17 protein-coding genes are annotated in these 18,731 nt (G+C 66.4%); 2 read left to right on the plus strand and 15 right to left on the minus strand.

The features are described 5' to 3' along the window. The first annotated feature begins 325 nt into the window (after nt 1-325). Together AC5P7S_RS09030 and AC5P7S_RS09035 are read left to right on the plus strand one after the other, a co-directional pair. A complete protein-coding gene (locus AC5P7S_RS09030; RefSeq protein ID WP_005416824.1) occupies nt 326-754 on the plus strand; it encodes a PAS domain-containing protein in 429 nt (142 codons plus the stop codon). Then, complete coding sequence (locus AC5P7S_RS09035; protein WP_095377076.1) at nt 751-2,280, plus strand: diflavin oxidoreductase; 1,530 nt, start codon at nt 751-753, stop codon at nt 2,278-2,280. The genes AC5P7S_RS09030 and AC5P7S_RS09035 overlap by 4 nt, the downstream gene beginning before the upstream one ends. A gap of 138 nt (nt 2,281-2,418) precedes the next feature. Here the strand turns inward: AC5P7S_RS09035 and AC5P7S_RS09040 are convergent, their stop codons facing one another. From AC5P7S_RS09040 to AC5P7S_RS09110, 15 genes are all read right to left on the minus strand, one after another. Then, nucleotides 2,419-3,087 carry an ATP-binding cassette domain-containing protein gene (locus AC5P7S_RS09040; protein WP_069138374.1) on the minus strand — a complete coding sequence of 223 codons (669 nt, stop codon included), beginning with the start codon at nt 3,085-3,087 and terminating at the stop codon, nt 2,419-2,421. Then, nucleotides 3,077-3,760, minus strand: a complete 684-nt coding sequence (gene modB, locus AC5P7S_RS09045; RefSeq protein ID WP_065177657.1) for a molybdate ABC transporter permease subunit — start codon at nt 3,758-3,760, stop codon at nt 3,077-3,079. Before modB ends, AC5P7S_RS09040 begins: the two co-directional genes overlap by 11 nt. A 3-nt stretch (nt 3,761-3,763) precedes the next feature. After that, complete coding sequence (gene modA, locus AC5P7S_RS09050) at nt 3,764-4,507, minus strand: molybdate ABC transporter substrate-binding protein (protein WP_095377077.1); 744 nt, start codon at nt 4,505-4,507, stop codon at nt 3,764-3,766. 19 nt (nt 4,508-4,526) lie between these two features. Then, nucleotides 4,527-5,303, minus strand: coding sequence for a helix-turn-helix domain-containing protein (locus AC5P7S_RS09055; protein ID WP_005416832.1), 777 nt, complete (start codon nt 5,301-5,303; stop codon nt 4,527-4,529). 11 nt (nt 5,304-5,314) lie between these two features. Continuing rightward, entirely contained in the window at nt 5,315-6,529 is a 1,215-nt protein-coding gene (locus tag AC5P7S_RS09060; protein WP_005416834.1) for an oxygen-independent coproporphyrinogen III oxidase, read from the minus strand. A gap of 195 nt (nt 6,530-6,724) precedes the next feature. Further along, nucleotides 6,725-8,056, minus strand: a complete 1,332-nt coding sequence (locus AC5P7S_RS09065) for an MFS transporter (protein WP_005416836.1) — start codon at nt 8,054-8,056, stop codon at nt 6,725-6,727. 23 nt (nt 8,057-8,079) lie between these two features. After that, complete coding sequence (locus AC5P7S_RS09070; protein ID WP_005416838.1) at nt 8,080-8,979, minus strand: peptidylprolyl isomerase; 900 nt, start codon at nt 8,977-8,979, stop codon at nt 8,080-8,082. Nucleotides 8,980-8,982: 3 nt separating this feature from the next. Beyond that, the gene (gene narI, locus AC5P7S_RS09075; RefSeq protein WP_005416840.1) at nt 8,983-9,690 is read right to left on the minus strand and encodes a respiratory nitrate reductase subunit gamma; all 708 of its coding nucleotides are present in this window, start codon (nt 9,688-9,690) and stop codon (nt 8,983-8,985) included. After that, nucleotides 9,687-10,367, minus strand: coding sequence for a nitrate reductase molybdenum cofactor assembly chaperone (gene narJ / locus AC5P7S_RS09080; protein WP_005416842.1), 681 nt, complete (start codon nt 10,365-10,367; stop codon nt 9,687-9,689). Before narJ ends, narI begins: the two co-directional genes overlap by 4 nt. Continuing rightward, the gene (gene narH / locus AC5P7S_RS09085; RefSeq protein ID WP_095377078.1) at nt 10,367-11,911 is read right to left on the minus strand and encodes a nitrate reductase subunit beta; all 1,545 of its coding nucleotides are present in this window, start codon (nt 11,909-11,911) and stop codon (nt 10,367-10,369) included. Before narH ends, narJ begins: the two co-directional genes overlap by 1 nt. Next, nucleotides 11,911-15,654 (minus strand): nitrate reductase subunit alpha, encoded by a 3,744-nt coding sequence (locus AC5P7S_RS09090; RefSeq protein ID WP_495213623.1) that lies wholly within the window; start codon nt 15,652-15,654, stop codon nt 11,911-11,913. The genes narH and AC5P7S_RS09090 overlap by 1 nt, the downstream gene beginning before the upstream one ends. Nucleotides 15,655-15,726: 72 nt before the next feature. Beyond that, on the minus strand, nt 15,727-17,145 hold the full coding sequence (locus tag AC5P7S_RS09095) for a NarK family nitrate/nitrite MFS transporter (protein ID WP_053499738.1): 1,419 nt from the start codon (nt 17,143-17,145) through the stop codon (nt 15,727-15,729). A gap of 144 nt (nt 17,146-17,289) precedes the next feature. Further along, nucleotides 17,290-17,655, minus strand: coding sequence for a hypothetical protein (locus AC5P7S_RS09100; RefSeq protein WP_053499740.1), 366 nt, complete (start codon nt 17,653-17,655; stop codon nt 17,290-17,292). Continuing rightward, entirely contained in the window at nt 17,652-18,194 is a 543-nt protein-coding gene (gene mobA / locus AC5P7S_RS09105) for a molybdenum cofactor guanylyltransferase (protein ID WP_095377079.1), read from the minus strand. The genes AC5P7S_RS09100 and mobA overlap by 4 nt, the downstream gene beginning before the upstream one ends. 36 nt (nt 18,195-18,230) lie before the next feature. After that, complete coding sequence (locus AC5P7S_RS09110) at nt 18,231-18,731, minus strand: molybdenum cofactor biosynthesis protein MoaE (RefSeq protein WP_095377080.1); 501 nt, start codon at nt 18,729-18,731, stop codon at nt 18,231-18,233.

Consider the following 18,731-nt stretch of genomic DNA (forward strand, 5'->3'; position numbering starts at 1 on the left):
GCGGTGTCAGGCCGCCGACGCGCTGAATCTACTTTGCAAGCTCAAAGGCTTAAGAGCCGAGGCAGCGTCATCGGAGCCTCCCGGGTCACCGGGGAATTGTGCCTGATCAGGGCACCATCCGAGACACAAGAGCCGAGCCCGCGCCCGGCAGCTGGCATTCCCGCTTGCCGCGCGAGCCAAGCATGGGCTCAGCTCCCTGCGACACCCGGTCGCAGCCCTTCGCGCCACCCGCTTGACCAATGTCAAACCGCCCGCTGCCGTGCGGGCGTATCTCTATGCAGGACCCGAACACGCCGGCGTTACCGGCATCCACAAGGACCCTGCGATGAGCTACACCCCCGACAACGCCCAGCTGCTGAACGCCATGCAGAACGTCATGGTGATCTCCACCACCGACCTGCAGGGCAACATCACCTATGCCAACGACCTGTTCTGCACCCTCACCGGCTTCGCCCGCGAGGAACTGATCGGCCAGCCGCACAGCATCGTGCGCCACCCGGATGTGCCCAAGGCGGTCTACAAGGACATGTGGGACACCATCAAGGCCGGCAAGACCTGGACCGGCATCGTGCCCAACCTCGGCAAGGGCGGCGTGCTCTACGTGGTCGACACCACCGTGCAACCGCTGTTCGACGCCGACGGCAACATCACCTCCTACATCAGCATCCGCCGCGTGGTGAACGACCTGATGCAGAACTACGAGCTGGTCGAGTTCAGCAAGGAAAAGTTCGACGACTTCTACGAGGCCGCGTGAACGCCCTCCCGACCAGTACGCCCTTCAGCCGCCTGCTGGTGGGTTTCGCTTCCGAGTCGGGCAATGCCCGCGCCCTGGCCCAGCGCCTGGGCGCGGACCTGCAGCCGCACGCGCCGCAGGTGCTCCCTTTCAACGACATCGAGGTGGCCAGTCTCGGTCACGGCGACGTGCTGCTGGCGATCTCCAGCTCGTTCGGCGATGGCGAACCGCCGGCCAATGGCGAACAGTTCTTCGAAACACTGCGCCAGACCCCGACGCTGGCTGGGCTGCGCTATGCAGTGTTCGGCCTCGGTGACACCGGCTACCCGAGCTTCTGCGGCTTCACCAAGGCGCTGGATGCTGCACTGAGCGAGCGCCAGGCGCAGCCGCTGCTGCATCGGGTGGACGCCGACCTGGGCTACGAGCAGTTCTTCCAGCAATGGCGGCCGGTGCTCGGCCAGGTGCTGGAGGGCGACCTCAACGCTGGCCAGGACCTGCGCCTGCAGGTCACCGCCTATGGCGAAGACAATGCGTTTGCCGCCCCCATTCTCGAACGTCGCCGCTTGAACAGCAGCGACCCCGCTGCCTGGCACCTGCAGCTGGACATTGCCGGCAGTGGCATGGCCTACCGCGCGGGTGACACCCTGCACGTGGTACCCGAGAACGATCCCGCCCTGCTGCAGGCATTGGCTGCCTGGTATGGCGACACCGCCGCCGTGGCCGCCCTGCACGACCGCGAGCTGCGCCTGCTGAGCAAGGGCGTACTGCGCGAACTGGCCAGGCTCGGCGGTAGCGAGGTACTGAAGGGTCTGTTGAAGGTCAGCCAGAAGCGCGAGCTGGACGCCTACCTGCACGGCCTGGACCTGCTGGACGTGCTGCAGGACCACGCCACCCCGCACAGCGTTCCTCTGTCCAGGCTGCGCGGGCTGCTGTCACCGCGGCTGCCTCGCGCTTATTCCATCGCCTCTCACCCTTGCGACGACCAGCTGAGCCTGTGCGTGCGCGAAGTGCGCTACACCCTGCGCGACCGCGAGCGCTTCGGCACCGCCACCGGCAGCCTGCTGCACGGCGGCGACCACGCCCGGGTGTACTGCCGTTCCAACCCCGGCTTCCACCTGCCCGATACCGGCCAGGCACCGCTGCTGCTGGTCGGCACCGGCACCGGCATCGCACCCTTGATGGGCCTGATGCAGGAACTGCAGGCCAACGCCTGCGAACGTGAAGTGCACCTGGTGTTCGGCGAGAAGCACCGCCAGCACGACTACCTGTACCGCGACCAGCTGCAGGACTGGCACACGCGAGGCGTGCTGGCCGGCCTGCATACCGCGTTCTCGCGCGATGGCGCCGAAAAGGTCTATGTGCAGCATGTGCTGCAGCAGCGTGCCGCCGAAGTGCGCGATGTCCTGGCCCGCGGTGGGCACCTGTACCTGTGCGGCAACAAGAGCCACCTGGAAGGCGCGGTGCGCGAAGCCATCGATGCCATCGGTGGCGAAGGGCACTGGGACACACTGCGGGGCGAAGGCCGCACGCACTGCGAGTTGTATTGATCCATGACCACCGGACCGCACGGACCTTGAACCGGTAGAGCCGGCCGCTGGCCGGCTGCTCAGGATTCCGTGGTTGCCGGCCAGCGGCCGGCACTACCATCAGATGTGACCAACCATCGACGGTGCGTCCATCACGGGTCAATCGCCGACGATGCGGCCGTCCACCACGCGCGCCACCTGCTGGCCGAACATGGCCACGTCCTGCGGGTCGTGGCTGATCAACAACAACGGGATCCCGGTCCGGTCCAGCACGGTTTCCAGCTCCTGGCGCAGGTGCTGGCGAAGGTCGTGGTCCAGTGCGGAGAACGGCTCATCCAGCAGCAGCGCCTGCGGCTGCGTCACCAGCGCCCGCGCCAATGCAGTGCGCTGGCGCTGGCCACCGGAGACCTGCGAGGGCAGCAGATCGCCCACCGTGTCGATGCGGAATGCGTGCAGCCACTGCTCCACCGCATCGAAGCGCTGGCCCGCGCGCGGATTCAACCACCCGCGCTCCAGCCCGAACGCCACGTTCTGGCGCACGCTCAGATGCGGGAACAACGCGTAATCCTGGAACACGTAGCCCAGCCGGCGGCGCTGCGGCGGCAGATCCACGCCGGTGGCCGCATCGAACAGGGTCTGCCCCTGCACGCGCACATGACCCTGGCCCGGCCGCAGCAGCCCGGCCACCGCCTTCAAGGTCAGGCTCTTGCCCGCGCCCGAAGGCCCGAACAACACCACCTGCCGCTGCGTGCACTGCAGCGATACGTCCAACACGAACTCCTGGCCGGCCGCCTGCAGGCGACGCTGCACCTGCAGGTCAAGCCACATCGCGCAGCTCCCGGCGACGCCCGCCCACCAGCCGCGCGGCCAGCAACAGGATCACGATGCAGACCACCGAGGTCAGGATCACCAGCGCATTGGCCTTGCCGTCCTGGCCGGCCTGTACCGCCTCGTAGATGGCGATCGACAACGTCTGCGTCCGGCCCGGAATGCTGCCGGCCACCATCAGCGTCGCGCCGAACTCGCCCATTGCGCGCGCAAACGCCAGCAGCAGGCCGGCGAGGATGCCGCGCCACGCCAGTGGCAGCGTGATGCGGAAAAACACCGCCACTTCGGACACGCCCAGCGTGCGTGCGGCCTGCTCCAGCTGCCCGTCCACTTCCTCGAACGCCGCGCGTGCCGGCTTGAACACCAGCGGCAGCGAGGCCACCGCCGCAGCAATCACGGCCGCCTGCCAGGTGAACACCAGGTTGATGCCGAACCACGACTGCAGCCACGCACCGATCGGACCATTGCGACCGATCAACACCAGCAGGTAGTACCCCAGCACCGTCGGTGGCAGCACCATCGGCAGGGTCAGCAGCGAATCCAGCAGCTCGCGCCCGGGGAAGCGACGGCGGGCCAGCAACGCGCCCAGCGCCACGCCCAGCACCAGATTGATCGCGGTGGCCCAGCCGGCCACCTTCAGCGACAACCCCAGCGCGGTCCAGTCCAGATCCATGCCTCAGGGCTTGCCGAACCCGTGCCTGGCCAGAATCGCCTGGCCCTGTGCCGAATGCACGAAGGCAGCGAAGCGCCGTGCCTCTGCCGGCTGCGTACTGGCCCTGGTCACCGCCAGCGGATACGCAATGCGCCCGGACACCGGCACCGCGAACGCACGGCGCACCCGGTCGGGCATCGCCTGCGCATCGGTGGCATAGACGAAGCCGGCATCCACTTCACCGCGCGCCACGTAATCCAGCGACTGACGCACGTTCTGCGTGGTGATGGTCCTGCCCTGCACCGACGACCACAGGCCCGCCACTTCCAGCGCGCCCTTGGCATAGCGGCCGACCGGCACGCTGTCCGGGTTGCCCAGTGCGATGCGCTGCACACCGGCACCGGCCAGGTCCTTCAAGGTACGCGGCGCCGCCTTGGCCTGCGGCGGCACCACCACCCACAGCGCGTTCACTGCAAACACCTCGCGGGTGCCGGCCGCCAGCAGATCCTGCTGCTGGGCCTGGTCCATCGTGGTTTCGTCGGCCGAGGCGAACACATCCACCGGCGCACCGCGGCTGATCTGTTGCAGCAACACGCCGGACGCGGCGAAGTTGAAATCAACCTTGGTGCCCGGGTGTGCCTTCTCATAGGCATTGCCCAGTTCGCGGAAGCTCTCGGTCAGGCTCGATGCCGCCGAAACGGTCAGCGTGGCCGCCCAGGCCGGCACCGTGGTCAGCAGGCCCAGCAACAACAGTCCAGCTCGCTTCATCGTCGGCTCCCGGCCAGGTTCAGTTCGGATCGGATTCGTCGGCCACCGCCAGCGCGGCCAGGCGCTCGGGCTGCAGCAGCAGGATCTCACGCTGCTTCACCGCGATGATCCCATCATCGCTCAGGCGGCGCAGCACGCGGCTGGCGGTTTCCGGCGCCATCCGCAGGTAGTTGGCGATCTCGGTACGCGCCATCGTCAGGTTGAAGCGCGTGGCAGAAAAACCGCGCCGCGCGTAGCGCTCGGACATGTCCAGCAGGAATGCGGCCATGCGCTCTTCGGTACGGTGGTTGGCGGCCAGCGTGGCGACCTTGCCGATCTCCGCACTGAGCAGGCTGAACAGCTTGGCCTGCAGCCCGGGCATACGCGTGGCCAGCGAGCTCAGCTTTGGGAACGAGATGCGGCACAGATGCACCGTATCCAGCGCCACCGCATTGCAGGGGAAGCGCGAACCGTGGATCGCATTCAGGCCGATCACTTCGCCCGGCAGGCTGAAGCCCAGCACCTGCTCGTTGCCCTGGCTGTCGTCGACGAAGGTCTTGACCATGCCGGCGCGCACCGCAGCAATCGAATCAAACGACTCGCCAGCGCGGAAGATGTAGTCACCCGCATGGAACGGACCGACGTGGTCGACCAGCACGTGCAGATCGCCCAGTGCGGTCTTGTCGTAGCCCTGCGACATGCAGGCGTCGGAAAACGCGCAGGTGCTGCAGAAGTGCAGCGCGTCGCCGTCATCGGCGGCGGCGGGGTTCGGGGTGGCCTGTCCAAGGCGGCCGTGCGAAGGCGGATTCGAAGACATCTGGGCAAGACTCAAGCGATGGCGGCCGCCGGCCGGAAGCATGCGGCCATCATACGCCACAGCAGGCGCCCTTCTTCGGCCAGCCGCAGCACGCGCGCATCCCAGTGCGCCCAGCCGCGCGCCAGCAACGGTGCCAATGCTGGCAGCTGCCCGGCGAAGCATTCTTCGAACGGTTCATCGTTGCGCCATTCGAAGGCAACCGCATCGAGCGCGTGATCGCAGGCGATACTCTGCGCCACCTCGGCCGCCAGTCGCTCGTCTTCGGACAGGATCAATCCGGCAGACACGCCCATATGCCCAGCCTGCAGCCGCGCACGCCATTCGCCCAGTTCGTCCTCCAGGCGGTAGAACACCTCGCCGATCTGGCTGCAGGCGGACAGCCCAAGCCCGATGAAATCGCTGCGGTCGCGGCGTGGCACGCCGGCCAGGTCACAATGACGCTGGCCATCGCCCGGGCCATGCGGGATCGGCAGGTCGCCGCGCTGGTAGTGGTCACCACCGATCGGTTCGTAGCCGGCTGCGCGCAGCAGGCGCCAACTCTGCAGCCATCGTGCCGCCGAGGGATGGTCTGGCAGCGCGCAAGGCGCCGGCAGCAGGATGCGCTCGGGCGCTTCGGCCAGCACCTCATGCAGTCGTTCGATGAAGCCGGTATCCGCGCTGCCGGGCACCCGCAACTGGTAGTATCGCGCGGTAAAGCCCACCTGTCGCGCATGCGCCAGCAGCGTCGGCCCGGGTGCATCGGCGCGATCAATCACGTTCAGGCGGGTGCAGCCCACCGCACGCAGTTGTGCCGGCGCCAGCGCGCTGCCCGCGTCCAGCCGCACCTCCACCTGTGGCCGCGCCACGGTGCGCAAGTACTGCGGCACGGCATCCAGCAGCTGGCCCAGCTGTGGTGGCGGCAGCGTCTCGGCCAGCCCCAACTGCAGCACCATTGCCACCACCTCGCGATCTTCAGCCAGCGCGCCGGCCTGCAGGCGCAGCGCCAGCAGCAGGGTGTCCAGATACGCCTGCGGTGGCACGTCGCGCCCGCCACGACCCGCCTGGAAGCCGAGCGTCAAACCACGCGGGATCAGGTGCTCGTTGCTGGCGCGCACGGCGGCGCGCCACCCGCTTTCGCCAAAGCCGGTACTGAACTGGTCAGCCGGCGGAAACAGCACGTGCCGTGGCTGCCGCAGCAATGCCGCCTGCAGCGCAGTGTCCTCGCTCTCGTCAACGTGGAAGCTCATGGCAGACATCTTCGGGCGTTCCTCTTCGCGTGGCCCTGATTGAAATCAAGCGTGGCGCATCTGATGGTTCCTGCAGGCCAGCGGCCGGCACTACCCTTTCACCCACCACTCGGTCGTGCCGGCCGCTGGTCGGCATCACCCCTTCACCCGCCGCGTATCGTCCTGGTATTGCCGGCCGCTGGCCGGCAGCACCCTTCACCCGCCGCGCACCCGCTCGGCGGCGGCCGCGTCGATGGCTTCGGGCAGGTCGGTTTCGCGGTCGATCTGCGGGAAGTGGCGACGTTCCATGCGGCGGATCGCGAAATGCATCCACGCCAGTGCAGCCGCCACCAGCACGAACAGCAGCATGAAGCAGCTGCTCCAGATGCCCACCGCATCGTTCAACGCGCCAAACACGATCGGCAGGACGAAGCCACCCAGGCCGCCGATCATGCCGACCACGCCGCCCACCGCGCCCACATGCCTGGGGTAATACACCGGAATGTGCTTGTAGACCGCGGCCTTGCCCAGCGACATGAAGAAGCCCAGCACGAACACCAGCACGGTGAACATCACCACGCCGATGGCCAGATGGAAATGGAGCGGCCCGTGGATACCCTTCACCACATACTCGGTATCCGGGTAGGCCAGCAGGAAGGTGCAGATGGCCGACACGCCGAAGGTCCAGTACATCACCCGGCGCGCGCCCATCCGGTCCGACATCCAGCCACCGACCACGCGGAACAGGCTGGCCGGGATCGAATAGCACGCCGCCAGCATGCCGGCGTGGCCCACGTCCATGCCATAGGCGCCAACCAGGTAGTGCGGCAGCCACAACGCCAGCGCCACGAAGCCGCCGAAGACGAAGAAGTAGTACAGCGAGAACCGCCATACCTGCAGGTTCTTCAGTGGTGCCATCTGCTCGGCGAACGGCACCGGCTTCACGCCTTCGCGGCGGCGCTGTTCCAGAGACGGGTCTTCCTTGCTGAAGAGGAAGAACAGCACCGCAGTGACCGCCAGCGCGACGGCCCAGACCTTGGCAACCATGGTCCAGCCGGCCGCCACCATCACCAGCGGCGCCAGCAGCTTGGTCACCGCCGAACCGATGTTGCCGGCACCGAAGATGCCCAGCGCAGTGCCCTGCTTGCTGGCCGGGAACCACTTCGAGACGTAGGCCACGCCCACCGAGAAGTTGCCGCCGGCGATACCCACGCACAGCGCGGCAACCAGGAACTGGCTGTAGGTCTGTGCGTAGGTCAGCATCCAAGTAGCGACTGCACCACACAGCATCACCAGCACCATCACCTTGCGGCCACCGAACTGGTCGGACCAGATACCGAGGAAGACGCGGCTGACCGAGCCGGTCAGCACCGGCGTGGCGATCAACAGGCCGAACTGGGTGTCATTCAAGCCGAGCTGTTGACTGATCTGGATACCAATGATCGAGAAGATCATCCACACCGCAAAGCACACGGTGAAGGCGAACGTGCTCAGCCACAGCGCACGTTGCTGCTGCCCGGCGCTGGCGGGGGCAAGGGCCTGGTTCATGAATTTTCCTCGTTCAAAGGGGTTCAGCCGATATCCGCTTCGGCTTCGATCTCATCCAGCCCGCGCACTGGGTAGCGTTCCTGCAACTGCAGCAGGTAGGCCTGCACCTCGCGCTGCCGCACCTGCAACTCCAGGTAGTCACGCAGCTGCGGCAGCACGGCCTCGAACGGCTGCGGCTGGCCTTCCTCGCGGGCATCGACGCAGACCACGTGGTAGCCCCAGCGCGATTCCACCGGGAAACCGGCCAGGCCTTCGCGCAGGCGGAACACCTGTCGGTCGAACTCCGGCGTGGTCTGCCCACGTTGCAGCCAGCCCAGGTCACCGCCTTCGCTGCTGGACGGGCAGCGTGAATGACGCAGGGCGAAATCGGCGAACAGGTGCGGCGACTCCTTCAGCAGTCCGACCAGCCGCTCGCCCTCGGTGCGTGCAGCGAAGCGCCCGGCCACGTCGTCGGCCGGTGCGGCCAGCAGGATATGGCGCAGGCGCACACGGTCGGGGGAGCGGAAGCGCTCCGGGTTCTGCTCGAAGTAGCGCCGGCAGTCTTCATCGGTCGGCACGCGGTCTTCGATCGCGTCTTCCAGCAGTTGCTGGATCAGCACTTCCTCGTCACTTACCCGGTTACCCTCCGGCGCCTGCAGGCCCAGCCGCTGCGCTTCCAGGCGCAGCAGTTCGCGCACCACCAGTGCACGTGCCGCTTCGGCACGTGACTGTTCCGGGCGCATCGCCCGGTGGTGCTGCATCTCGCGGGCGATGTCGGCCTCGCTGATCGCGGTCTCGTCCACGAACAGCCGGCACGGTGCCGGCTGCCCGAGCGAACGCGGCCCCTGCGCCGCCGCGTCATGGTGGTGCGAATGCGCCTCGGCGGGAACCGGTGCGGCGGAGTCGATCACGGTAATCGGCAGGAATTTCGGCAGGCTGCGCATGGTTTACTCCCGCGGCCCATAGCGCAGCGTGGCCTGACGGCGGCGCACCACCTGGTAGGGCCGCCACAGGTAACTGATCGGAATGCTCCATACGTGCACCAGGCGGGTGAACGGCGCGATCAGGAACAGGGTCAGGCCCAGGAAGATATGCATCTTGTAGACCCAGCTGACGCCCTCGATGTAATCAGCGGCACCGGCACGGAAGGTCACGATGTGCTGCGCCCACTCGGCCAGCTGCACCATCACCCCGCCGTCCAGGTGACCGGACGAGACGCGGATGCTGTACAGGCCCAGGCACAGCTGCGCGAACAGCAGCACCAGCACCAGGGTGTCACCGAAGCTGCCGGTAGCCCGAACTCGCGCATTGAACAGGCGGCGTACCAGCAGGATGCTGATACCGATGAAGCACAGTGCGCCGAACACACCACCGACCACCATCGCCAGCATCTGCTTCTGCGAGGAGGTGATGAAGTGCTCGTACACCGCGTGCGGCGTCAGCAGCCCGACCAGGTGGCCGCCGAGGATGGCCAGGATGCCGATGTGGAAGCAGTTGCTGCCGAGCCGCATGCCCTTGTCCGACAGCATCTGACTGGAGCCGGTGCGCCAGGTGTACATGGCCTTGTCATAGCGGGCCCAGCTGCCGATCAGCAGCACTGCCACGGCGATGTACGGGTAGTACTGGAAGGCGAATTGATGCAGGGAGTAACTCATGGCTGGACCTCACGATGCGAAGGACGGGCCGGCGAACGCACGGGCGGCTTGCAGTCTTCGGCAGGGGCTTCGGCGCCGAAGCGCACCGCCTCCTCCTCCCACAAGCGGTCCATGGCCTCGGCGGTATCGTCGCGGACTTCCTCGCTGGCACGCTGGCGCAGCGCCTGCAGATCGGCCTTGCCGTCACCGGCTTCGACCAGGATCTCGAACAGCACCCGGTGCGGCAGCTCACGCTCGGCGGCACGCGCGGCCAGCATGCCGGCGATATGGCCGATGTGGTGCAGCCACTCGCGGGCCTCGCTACCGGGGCGGTGGGCCAGGAACTCCAGCAGCAACGGCAGGTAATCCGGCAGCTCGCGGGCATCCAGTTCGAAGCCGTTGCGGCGGTAGGTTTCGACCAGATCGACCATGGCCTGGCCGCGGTCGCGCGACTCGCCATGGATGTGTTCGAAAAGCAACAGGCTCATCGAACGGCCGCGGTCGAAACTGGCCAGCCACGCCGCCTGTGCATCCAGCGCATCGGTGGCCAGCAGCTGCTGCACGAAGCTGCGCAGCTGCTGGCGGCGGGCGGGGTTCAGCGCCGGGTCGTCACAGGCGGCGAGCAGCTCCTCGCCGTGCTCCCACAGTTCCTCGCGGGGGTAGTCCAGCAACACCCCGACCAGCTTGAGCACGCTCATCACACCACCTCCTTGCGGCGCTGGTTCGGGCCTTTGTCCACCACGAAGGTGGTGGTCTTGCGCTGCCCGAACAGGTCCGCCGGGCTGTCACCATTGCAGCCGTTTCCGAAGCTGAAGCCGCAGCCGCCGCGCTCACCGAAGGCGTCGTTGGCGTACTCGCGGTGGCCGGTCGGAATCACGAAACGGTCCTCGTAGTTGGCAATGGCCAGATAGCGGTACATCTCTTCCACCTGGGCGATGCTTAGCCCGGTCTGTTCCAGCACGGCGGTGTCTTCCACGCCGTCCACGTTCTTGGCCCGGCGCCAGGCACGCATCGCCATCAGCCGCTCCAGCGCGCGTACCACCGGCGCCTCGTCACCGGCCGTCAGTAGGTTGGCCAAATAGCGCATCGGGATGCGCAGCGACGCCACGTCCGGCAGCTCGCCGCTCATGCCCACGCGGCCACGCTCGGCGGCGGACTGGATCGGCGACAGCGGCGGCACATACCAGACCATCGGCAGCGTGCGGTATTCCGGGTGCAGCGGCAGCGCCAGCTTCCAGTCGATCGCCAGCTTGTACACCGGCGACTGCTTGGCCGCATCCAGCCAGCTGTCCGGGATGCCTTCCTTGCGCGCGCCGGCGATCACTGCCGGATCGTTCGGGTCCAGGAAGATGTCCAGGTGGGCCTGGTACAGGTCCTTCTCGGCGGCTACCGAAGCGGCCTCGGCGATGCGGTCGGCGTCGTACAGCATCACGCCCAGGTAGCGGATGCGGCCCACGCAGGTTTCCGAGCACACGGTTGGCTCACCCATCTCGATGCGCGGGTAGCAGAAGATGCACTTCTCCGACTTGCCGCTCTTCCAGTTGTAGTAGATCTTCTTGTACGGGCACGCCGACACGCACATGCGCCAGCCGCGGCACTTGTCCTGGTCGATCAGCACGATGCCGTCTTCCTCGCGCTTGTAGATCGCGCCCGAGGGGCACGCCGAGACGCACGCCGGGTTCAGGCAGTGCTCGCACAGGCGCGGCAGGTACATCATGAAGGTCTTTTCGAAGGCGCCGTAGATCTCCTTCTGCACCTGGTCGAAGTTGTAGTCGCGTGAGCGCTTGCTGAACTCCGAACCGAGGATCTCCTCCCAGTTCGGGCCCCACTCGATCTTCTGCATGCGCTCGCCACTGATCAGCGAACGCGGGCGTGCGGTGGGCTGGTGCTGGCTGTCCTTGGCGGTGTGCAGGTTCTGGTAGTCGAAATCGAACGGCTCGTAGTAGTCGTCGATCTGCGGCAGGTCCGGGTTGGCGAAGATCTTGGCCAGCATGCGCCAGCGGCCACCTGCGCGTGGCACCAGCTTGCCGGCGCGGCTGCGCACCCAGCCGCCGTTCCACTTGTCCTGGTTCTCCCATTCCTTCGGGTAGCCGATGCCCGGCTTGGTTTCCACGTTGTTGAACCAGGCGTACTCGACGCCCTCGCGCGAGGTCCAGACGTTCTTGCAGGTGATCGAGCAGGTATGGCAGCCGATGCACTTGTCCAGGTTCAGCACCATCGCGATCTGTGCACGGACCTTCATCACACCACCTCCTTTACAGCTGCAGGTACTGCCTCATCGTCCAGCCAATCGATCTTGTCCATCTTTCGCACGATCACGAACTCGTCGCGGTTGGTTCCGCAGGTGCCGTAGTAGTTGAAGCCATAGGCCAGCTGCGCGTAGCCGCCGATCATGTGGGTCGGCTTGAGCACGATGCGGGTCACCGAGTTGTGGATGCCGCCGCGGGTGCCGGAAATCTCCGAGCCCGGCACGTTGATGATGCGTTCCTGCGCGTGGTACATCATCGCCATGCCCGGCATCACGCGCTGGCTGACCACCGCACGCGCGGCGATCGCACCGTTGACGTTGAACAGCTCGATCCAGTCGTTGTCGACGATGCCGGCACTGCGCGCGTCGTCCTCGCTGATCCACACGATCGGACCACCGCGCGACAGCGTCTGCATGATCAGGTTGTCGCTGTAGGTGCTGTGGATGCCCCACTTCTGGTGCGGGGTGATCCAGTTCAGCACGATCTCCTTGTTGCCGTTCGGGCGCTGGTTCAGCAGCGGCTCCACCGTGCGCGTGTTGACGGGCGGGCGATAGCTCATGAAGGCCTCGCCGAAGTCGATCATCCATTCGTGGTCCTGGTAGAACTGCTGGCGACCGGTCACCGTGCGCCACGGAATCAGCTCGTGCACGTTGGTATAGCCGGCGTTGTAGCTGACGTTGTCGTCTTCCAGTCCCGACCAGATCGGCGAAGAGATGATCTTGCGCGGCTGCGCCTGGATGTCACGGAAGCGGATCGCCTCGTGCTCCTTGCCCACCGCCAGATGCGTATGCTCGCGACCGGTGAAGGCGCCCAGCGATTCCCAGGCCTTCACCGCCACGTGGCCGTTGGTTTCCGGCGCCAGGTGCAGGATCACTTCGGCCGCGTCGATCGCGGTCGAGATGGCCGGGCGCCCCTGGCTTATGCCTTCTTCGTGCACGGTGTGGTTCAACTTGCCGAGGAAATCGACCTCGTGCTTCGTGTCCCAGCTCATGCCCTTGCCGCCGTTGCCCTGCTTGTCCAGCAGTGGGCCGAGCGAGGTGAACTTGCGGTACAGGTTCGGGTAGTCACGCTCCACCACCGTCATCGACGGCATGGTCTGGCCCGGAATGGCCTCGCACTCGCCCTTCTTCCAGTCGGCTACGCCGAACGGCATGCCCAGCTCGTTGGGGGTGTCGTGCAGGGTCGGCACCAGCACCAGGTCCTTCTCCACGCCCAGCACGCCCGGCGCCATCTCGCTCACGGTGCGGGCCACCTCCTTGAAGATGTCCCAGTCGCTGCGCGATTCCCACGCAGGGTCCACCGCCTTGGACAGCGGGTGGATGAACGGGTGCATGTCCGAGGTGTTGAGGTCGTCCTTCTCGTACCAGGTTGCCGTCGGCAGCACGATGTCCGAGTACAGCGCGGTGGTGCACATGCGGAAGTCGAGCGTGACCAGCAGGTCCAGCTTGCCTTCCGGCGCGTCGTCGCGCCACTTCACCTCCTGCGGCTTCACTGCGCCCATTTCGCCCAGGTCCTTGCCCTGCAGCCCGTGGCGCGTACCCAGCAGGTGCCGCAGCATGTACTCGTGGCCCTTGCCCGAGGAACCGAGCAGGTTCGAGCGCCAGATGAACATCATGCGCGGGTGGTTCTGGCTGGCGTCCGGGTCGGCGAAGGCGAAGTCCAGCGAGCCATCCTTGAACTTGCCCAGCGCGTAGTCCGCCGGGGCCACGCCGGCCGCTTCGGCCTCGCGTACCAACTGCAGCGGGTTGCGGTCCAGCTGCGGGGTGCTCGGCAGCCAGCCCATGCGCACCGCGCGCAGGTTCAGGTCGGCCAGGCTGCCGCTGTACTTGCGGGCATCGGCCAGCGGCGACAGCAGCTCGTCCACCTGCAGCTTCTCGTAACGCCACTGCCCGGTGTTGAAATAGAAGAACGAGGTGCCGTTCATGTGGCGCGGCGGCTTGCTCCAGTCCAGGCCGAACGCGAGCGGCTGCCAGCCGGTCTGCGGGCGCAGCTTCTCCTGGCCCACGTAATGCGCCCAGCCGCCGCCGGTCTGGCCCACGCAACCACACATGATCAGCATGTTGATCAGGCCGCGGTAGTTCATGTCGTTGTGGAACCAGTGGTTCATGCCCGCGCCGACGATGATCATCGAGCGGCCGTGGGTCTTGTCGGCGGTATGCGCGAACTCGCGGGCGATCTCGATCACCTCGGCGCGCGACACGCCGGTGATGCGCTCCTGCCACGCCGGCGTGCCCGGCACCCTGTCATCGAAGCTCGATGCCACGTTGCCGCCGCCAAAGCCACGGTCCACGCCGTACTGGGCCAGCAGCAGATCGTAGACCGTGGCCACCAGCGTCTCGCCGCCGTCGACCGTGGCCAGGCGGCGCACCGGAATGTTGCGGTCCAGTACGTCTTCGGCCGGTGCGGCGGTCCAGCCGTCGCTTTCAATGCCACCGAAGTACGGGAAGCTCACCGCCTCGATGCCGTCGTTGGCGTCGGACAAGCTCAGGCGCAGGCGCGTGTCGGCGCCATTGCTGGCCTTCTCTTCGATGTTCCAGCGGCCCTTTTCACCCCAGCGGAAACCGATCGAGCCATTGGGTACCACGATCTGGCCGCTGTTCTCGTCGTAGGCCAGGGTCTTCCAGTCCGGGTTGTTGGCTTCACCCAGCCCGCCCAGCTCACTGGCGCGCAGGAAGCGGCCCGCCACCAGGCGGCCATCGTCGCGGCGCTCCAGGCGCACCAGCATCGGCATGTCCGAGTACTGGCGGCAGTAGTCCTGGAAATACTGCGAGGGCGAATCGACATGGAACTCACGCAGGATCACATGGCCGAACGCAAACGCCAGCGCCGCGTCGGTGCCCTGCTTGGGGTGCAGCCAGTGGTCGGTCAGCTTGGCCAGCTCGGAATAGTCCGGGCAGATCGCCACCGTCTTGGTGCCGTTGTAGCGCGCCTCGGTGAAGAAGTGCGCATCGGGCGTACGCGTCTGCGGCACGTTCGAGCCCCAGGCGATGATGTAGCGGCTGTTGTACCAGTCGGCCGATTCGGGCACGTCGGTCTGCTCGCCCCAGATCTGCGGCGAGGCCGGCGGCAGATCGCAGTACCAGTCGTAGAACGACAGGCAGGCGCCCCCCAGCAGCGACAGGTAACGCGCGCCGGCGGCGTAGGACACCATCGACATCGCCGGAATCGGCGAGAAGCCGACCACGCGGTCCGGGCCGTACTGCTTCACCGTGTACAGATTGGAAGCGGCGATGATCTCGTTGGCCTCTTCCCACTGCAGCCGCACGAAGCCGCCCATGCCGCGGCGGGTCTTGTACGAACGCGCCTTCTCCTTGTTTTCAACAATGCTGGCCCAGGCATCGACCGGGGCCTTGCTCCTGCGCGCTTCGCGCCACAGGCGCAGCAGCGTGCCGCGGATCAGCGGGTACTTCAGCCGGTTGGCGCTGTACAGGTACCAGGAGTAGCTGGCGCCACGCGGGCAGCCACGCGGTTCATGGTTGGGCAGGTCCGGACGCGTGCGCGGGTAATCGGTCTGCTGGGTTTCCCAGGTGACCAGGCCGTTCTTGACGTAGATCTTCCAGCTGCAGGAGCCGGTGCAGTTCACCCCATGGGTGGACCGCACGATCTTGTCGTACTGCCAGCGGGCGCGGTAACTGTTTTCCCAGTCGCGGCCCTCGCTCTTGGCAAATCCATGGCCATCGGCAAAGGCCTGGGGGTCACGCTTGAAGAACTGCAAGCGATCGAGGAAATAACTCATCGGGGATCTCCCTTTGCGGACATCGGCATCGTGGCTGTGTGTGTCATCTGGCTGCGGTGCGTTTTCATGTCGTCAGCAGGGTGTCTCGGCACCGCGCCGGTAGTACCACCACCAGGTCACGGCCAGGCAGGTGACATAGAAAACAACGAATCCGTACAGCGCCATGTCGGGGCTGCCGGTCAACGTAATGGACGAGCCGTAGCTCTTGGGAATGAAGAAACCGCCGTAGGCGCCAATCGCACCGGAAAAGCCGACCACCGCAGCCGACTCGATGCTGGCCTGGTGCGCGGCGGTAGCCTTGCCCTCGGCGTTGTCGTTGGCCGACCAGCGCTCATGCAGCGTGCGGAAGATCACCGGGATCATGCGGAAGGTCGTGCCGTTGCCGATGCCACTGAGCACGAACAGCGCCATGAAGCTGAGCAGGAAGCCATGGAAGTTGCCGCCCTGGCCATCGCTGGGCAGGAAGTGCAACACACCGAACACCGCGGCGATCATCAGCGCGAACACCCAGAAGGTCAGGCGTGCGCCACCCCAGCGGTCGGCCATGCTGCCACCCACCGAGCGCATCAGTGCGCCCAGCAGCGGGCCGATGAAGGCGTAGGCCAGCGGGTTCACGTCCGGGAACTGGCTCTTCACCAGCATCGGGAAGCCGGCCGAGAAACCGATGTAGGAACCGAAGGTACCGATGTACAACCAGCACATCAGCCAGTTGTGCTTACGGCGGAAGATCACCGCCTGCTCGGAGAACGACGAGCGGGCGCTGGTCAGGTCGTTCATGCCGAACCAGGCCGCGATGGCGCACAGCGCGATGGCCGGCACCCAGATGAAGCCGGCGTTCTGCAGGAACAGCGGTGCCCCACCCTCCACCGTGGGCTGCGGTGCACCACCCAGCGCACCGAACACGCCTACAGTGATGACCAGCGGGATCACCGCCTGCGCCACCGACACGCCCACATTGCCCAAGCCAGCGTTCAGGCCCAGCGCCAGGCCCTGCTTCTGCTTGGGATAGAAGAAGGAGATGTTGGACATCGACGATGAGAAGTTCGCGCCACCGAAGCCGCACAGGATCGCGATGGCCACGAACACCCAGTACGGCGTGGCCGGGTCCTGCACCGCAAAGCCGAGCCAGAGCGTCGGCGCCAGCAGCGAGGCGGTCGACAGCGCGGTCCAGCGGCGGCCGCCGAAGATCGGGATCACGAACGAATAGAAGATGCGCAGGGTCGCGCCGGACAGGCTGGGCAGCGCCACCAGCCAGAACAGCTGGTCGGTGCTGAAGTTGAAGCCGATCTTCGGCAGGCTGATCGACACCGCCGAGAACAGCACCCAGACCGAGAAGGCCAGCAGCAGCGAGGGGATCGAGATGACCAGGTTGCGGGTGGCAACCCGCTTGCCGGTGCGCTCCCAATAGCCGGGGTCCTCCGGCGTCCAGTCGCTGATGACGCGACCCGGACGGGCAGTGCTGCGGACAACAGGATCGCTACCGACGGTCATACATGGCTCCGAGGCTGTGGAATGACGTGGGTATTGCTTTCAAGTTGTGACCCGTCGTCGTGCAGCCATTAGGCCGTGCGGCAACTACGACGGGGTTGATCTGGATCAATCAGGGGCCGGTTTTCACCCTGCCCCTGACAAATGTCAAACCGATGAAGCGGTATTGCGGCGCGTGACTCCGCGCTGGCGCACGCTGTCGCGCACGTCCACATCGAACTGCAGCTGAAGCCGGCTGCCATCTTCCAGGGCAATGTCGAATGGCAGGCCATCCCGGCACGGCAGCCGCGCCGCCAAGGCCTCAACCGCCGGGCGCGGCAGCACCAGGCGGCAGAAGGTGCCACCATCGAGCAGCACCGGCCGCTCGCCGCCATGCAGCGACACCGCCATGCCCCAGCCCTCGATACCGCCGAAGCGGGTCATGTTCTCGACCGATTCACCGGCCAGCAGGCGCGCCAGTTCGGCCTCGTCCAGGCGAAGCCGTACCGATTGGTCCTGCAACTGCACTTTCATGACGCAACATCCTCCCATTGTTCGGGGGTATTGCAGTTGACCAGCCCGGCCTCGTCAACCGGCGCCAGGGCCACGGAATTCACGCCAAGACGGCGCTGCAGGGCCTGCAGCGAGCGCGGGCCGTCCGGGTCATCCAGCATCGATCCAAGTACGTTGCGGCAAGCATCGTCTATATCCACCAGCATGGGCAGGGGGTGGCCCGCAAAGATCGTGCATGGACCGCGATGGCCGTCACGCAATTGCTGTAGCAATCGCGGCGGCAGCAGCGGTGTATCCACCGGCACCACCCAGGCCGGGCCATCGGGCATGCGCATCGCCACGCTGTAGAGCCCGCCCAGCGGCCCGCAACGTGCCACGCGGTCCGGTATGCCGCCGAACGCCGGGTAATTTCCGCTGACCCAGACCTCGCGTGCGCCAGCCTGCATCAACAGGCCCCGCATGTGTTCCAGCAGCGTGCGCCCCTGCCACGGCAGCAGCGCCTTGTCGCGGCCCATCCGGGTGGACAGGCCACCGGCCAGCACGATGCCGGTGATGCTCATCGCAGTAGAGCCACGCCATGCGTGGCTGCGCCGGCATCAATGTTGATGATCGTGCGCATGGTCATGGGCATCGGCGGGTTCACTGTCCGCGTGGCAGAGGCTGCAGCCCTCGCTCCACGCGCTGTCGCCGTCTTCGTAATGTTCCTGCTTCCAGATCGGGCACTGGTGCTTGACCACCTCGATCAATTGCCGGCAGGCCCGGAATGCCTCGTCACGGTGCGGGCTGCCGGCGGCCACCACCACCGCCACATCGCCGATGCCGAGTCGGCCCTTGGCATGGGCCACATACAGCTTCAGCTTCGGGCCAAACGTCGCCTCGACCTCGGCGGCCAACCGCTTGAACTCGTTCAACACCAGCGGCTCGAACAGGTCGTAGGTGATCCCGGTCACCGGCCGGCCGATGTTGACATCGCGCACCTTGCCGATGAACACATCGATGCCACCGAAGCCCGGATCGGACACCGCCGCGATGCCCTCGGCCGGATCGATCGCCGCCTGCGCGCGGTCCACCACCTTGGCAATGATCGTCTCGCTCAT

The organism is Stenotrophomonas sp. YJH_SMC_32 (genome assembly GCF_059369975.1).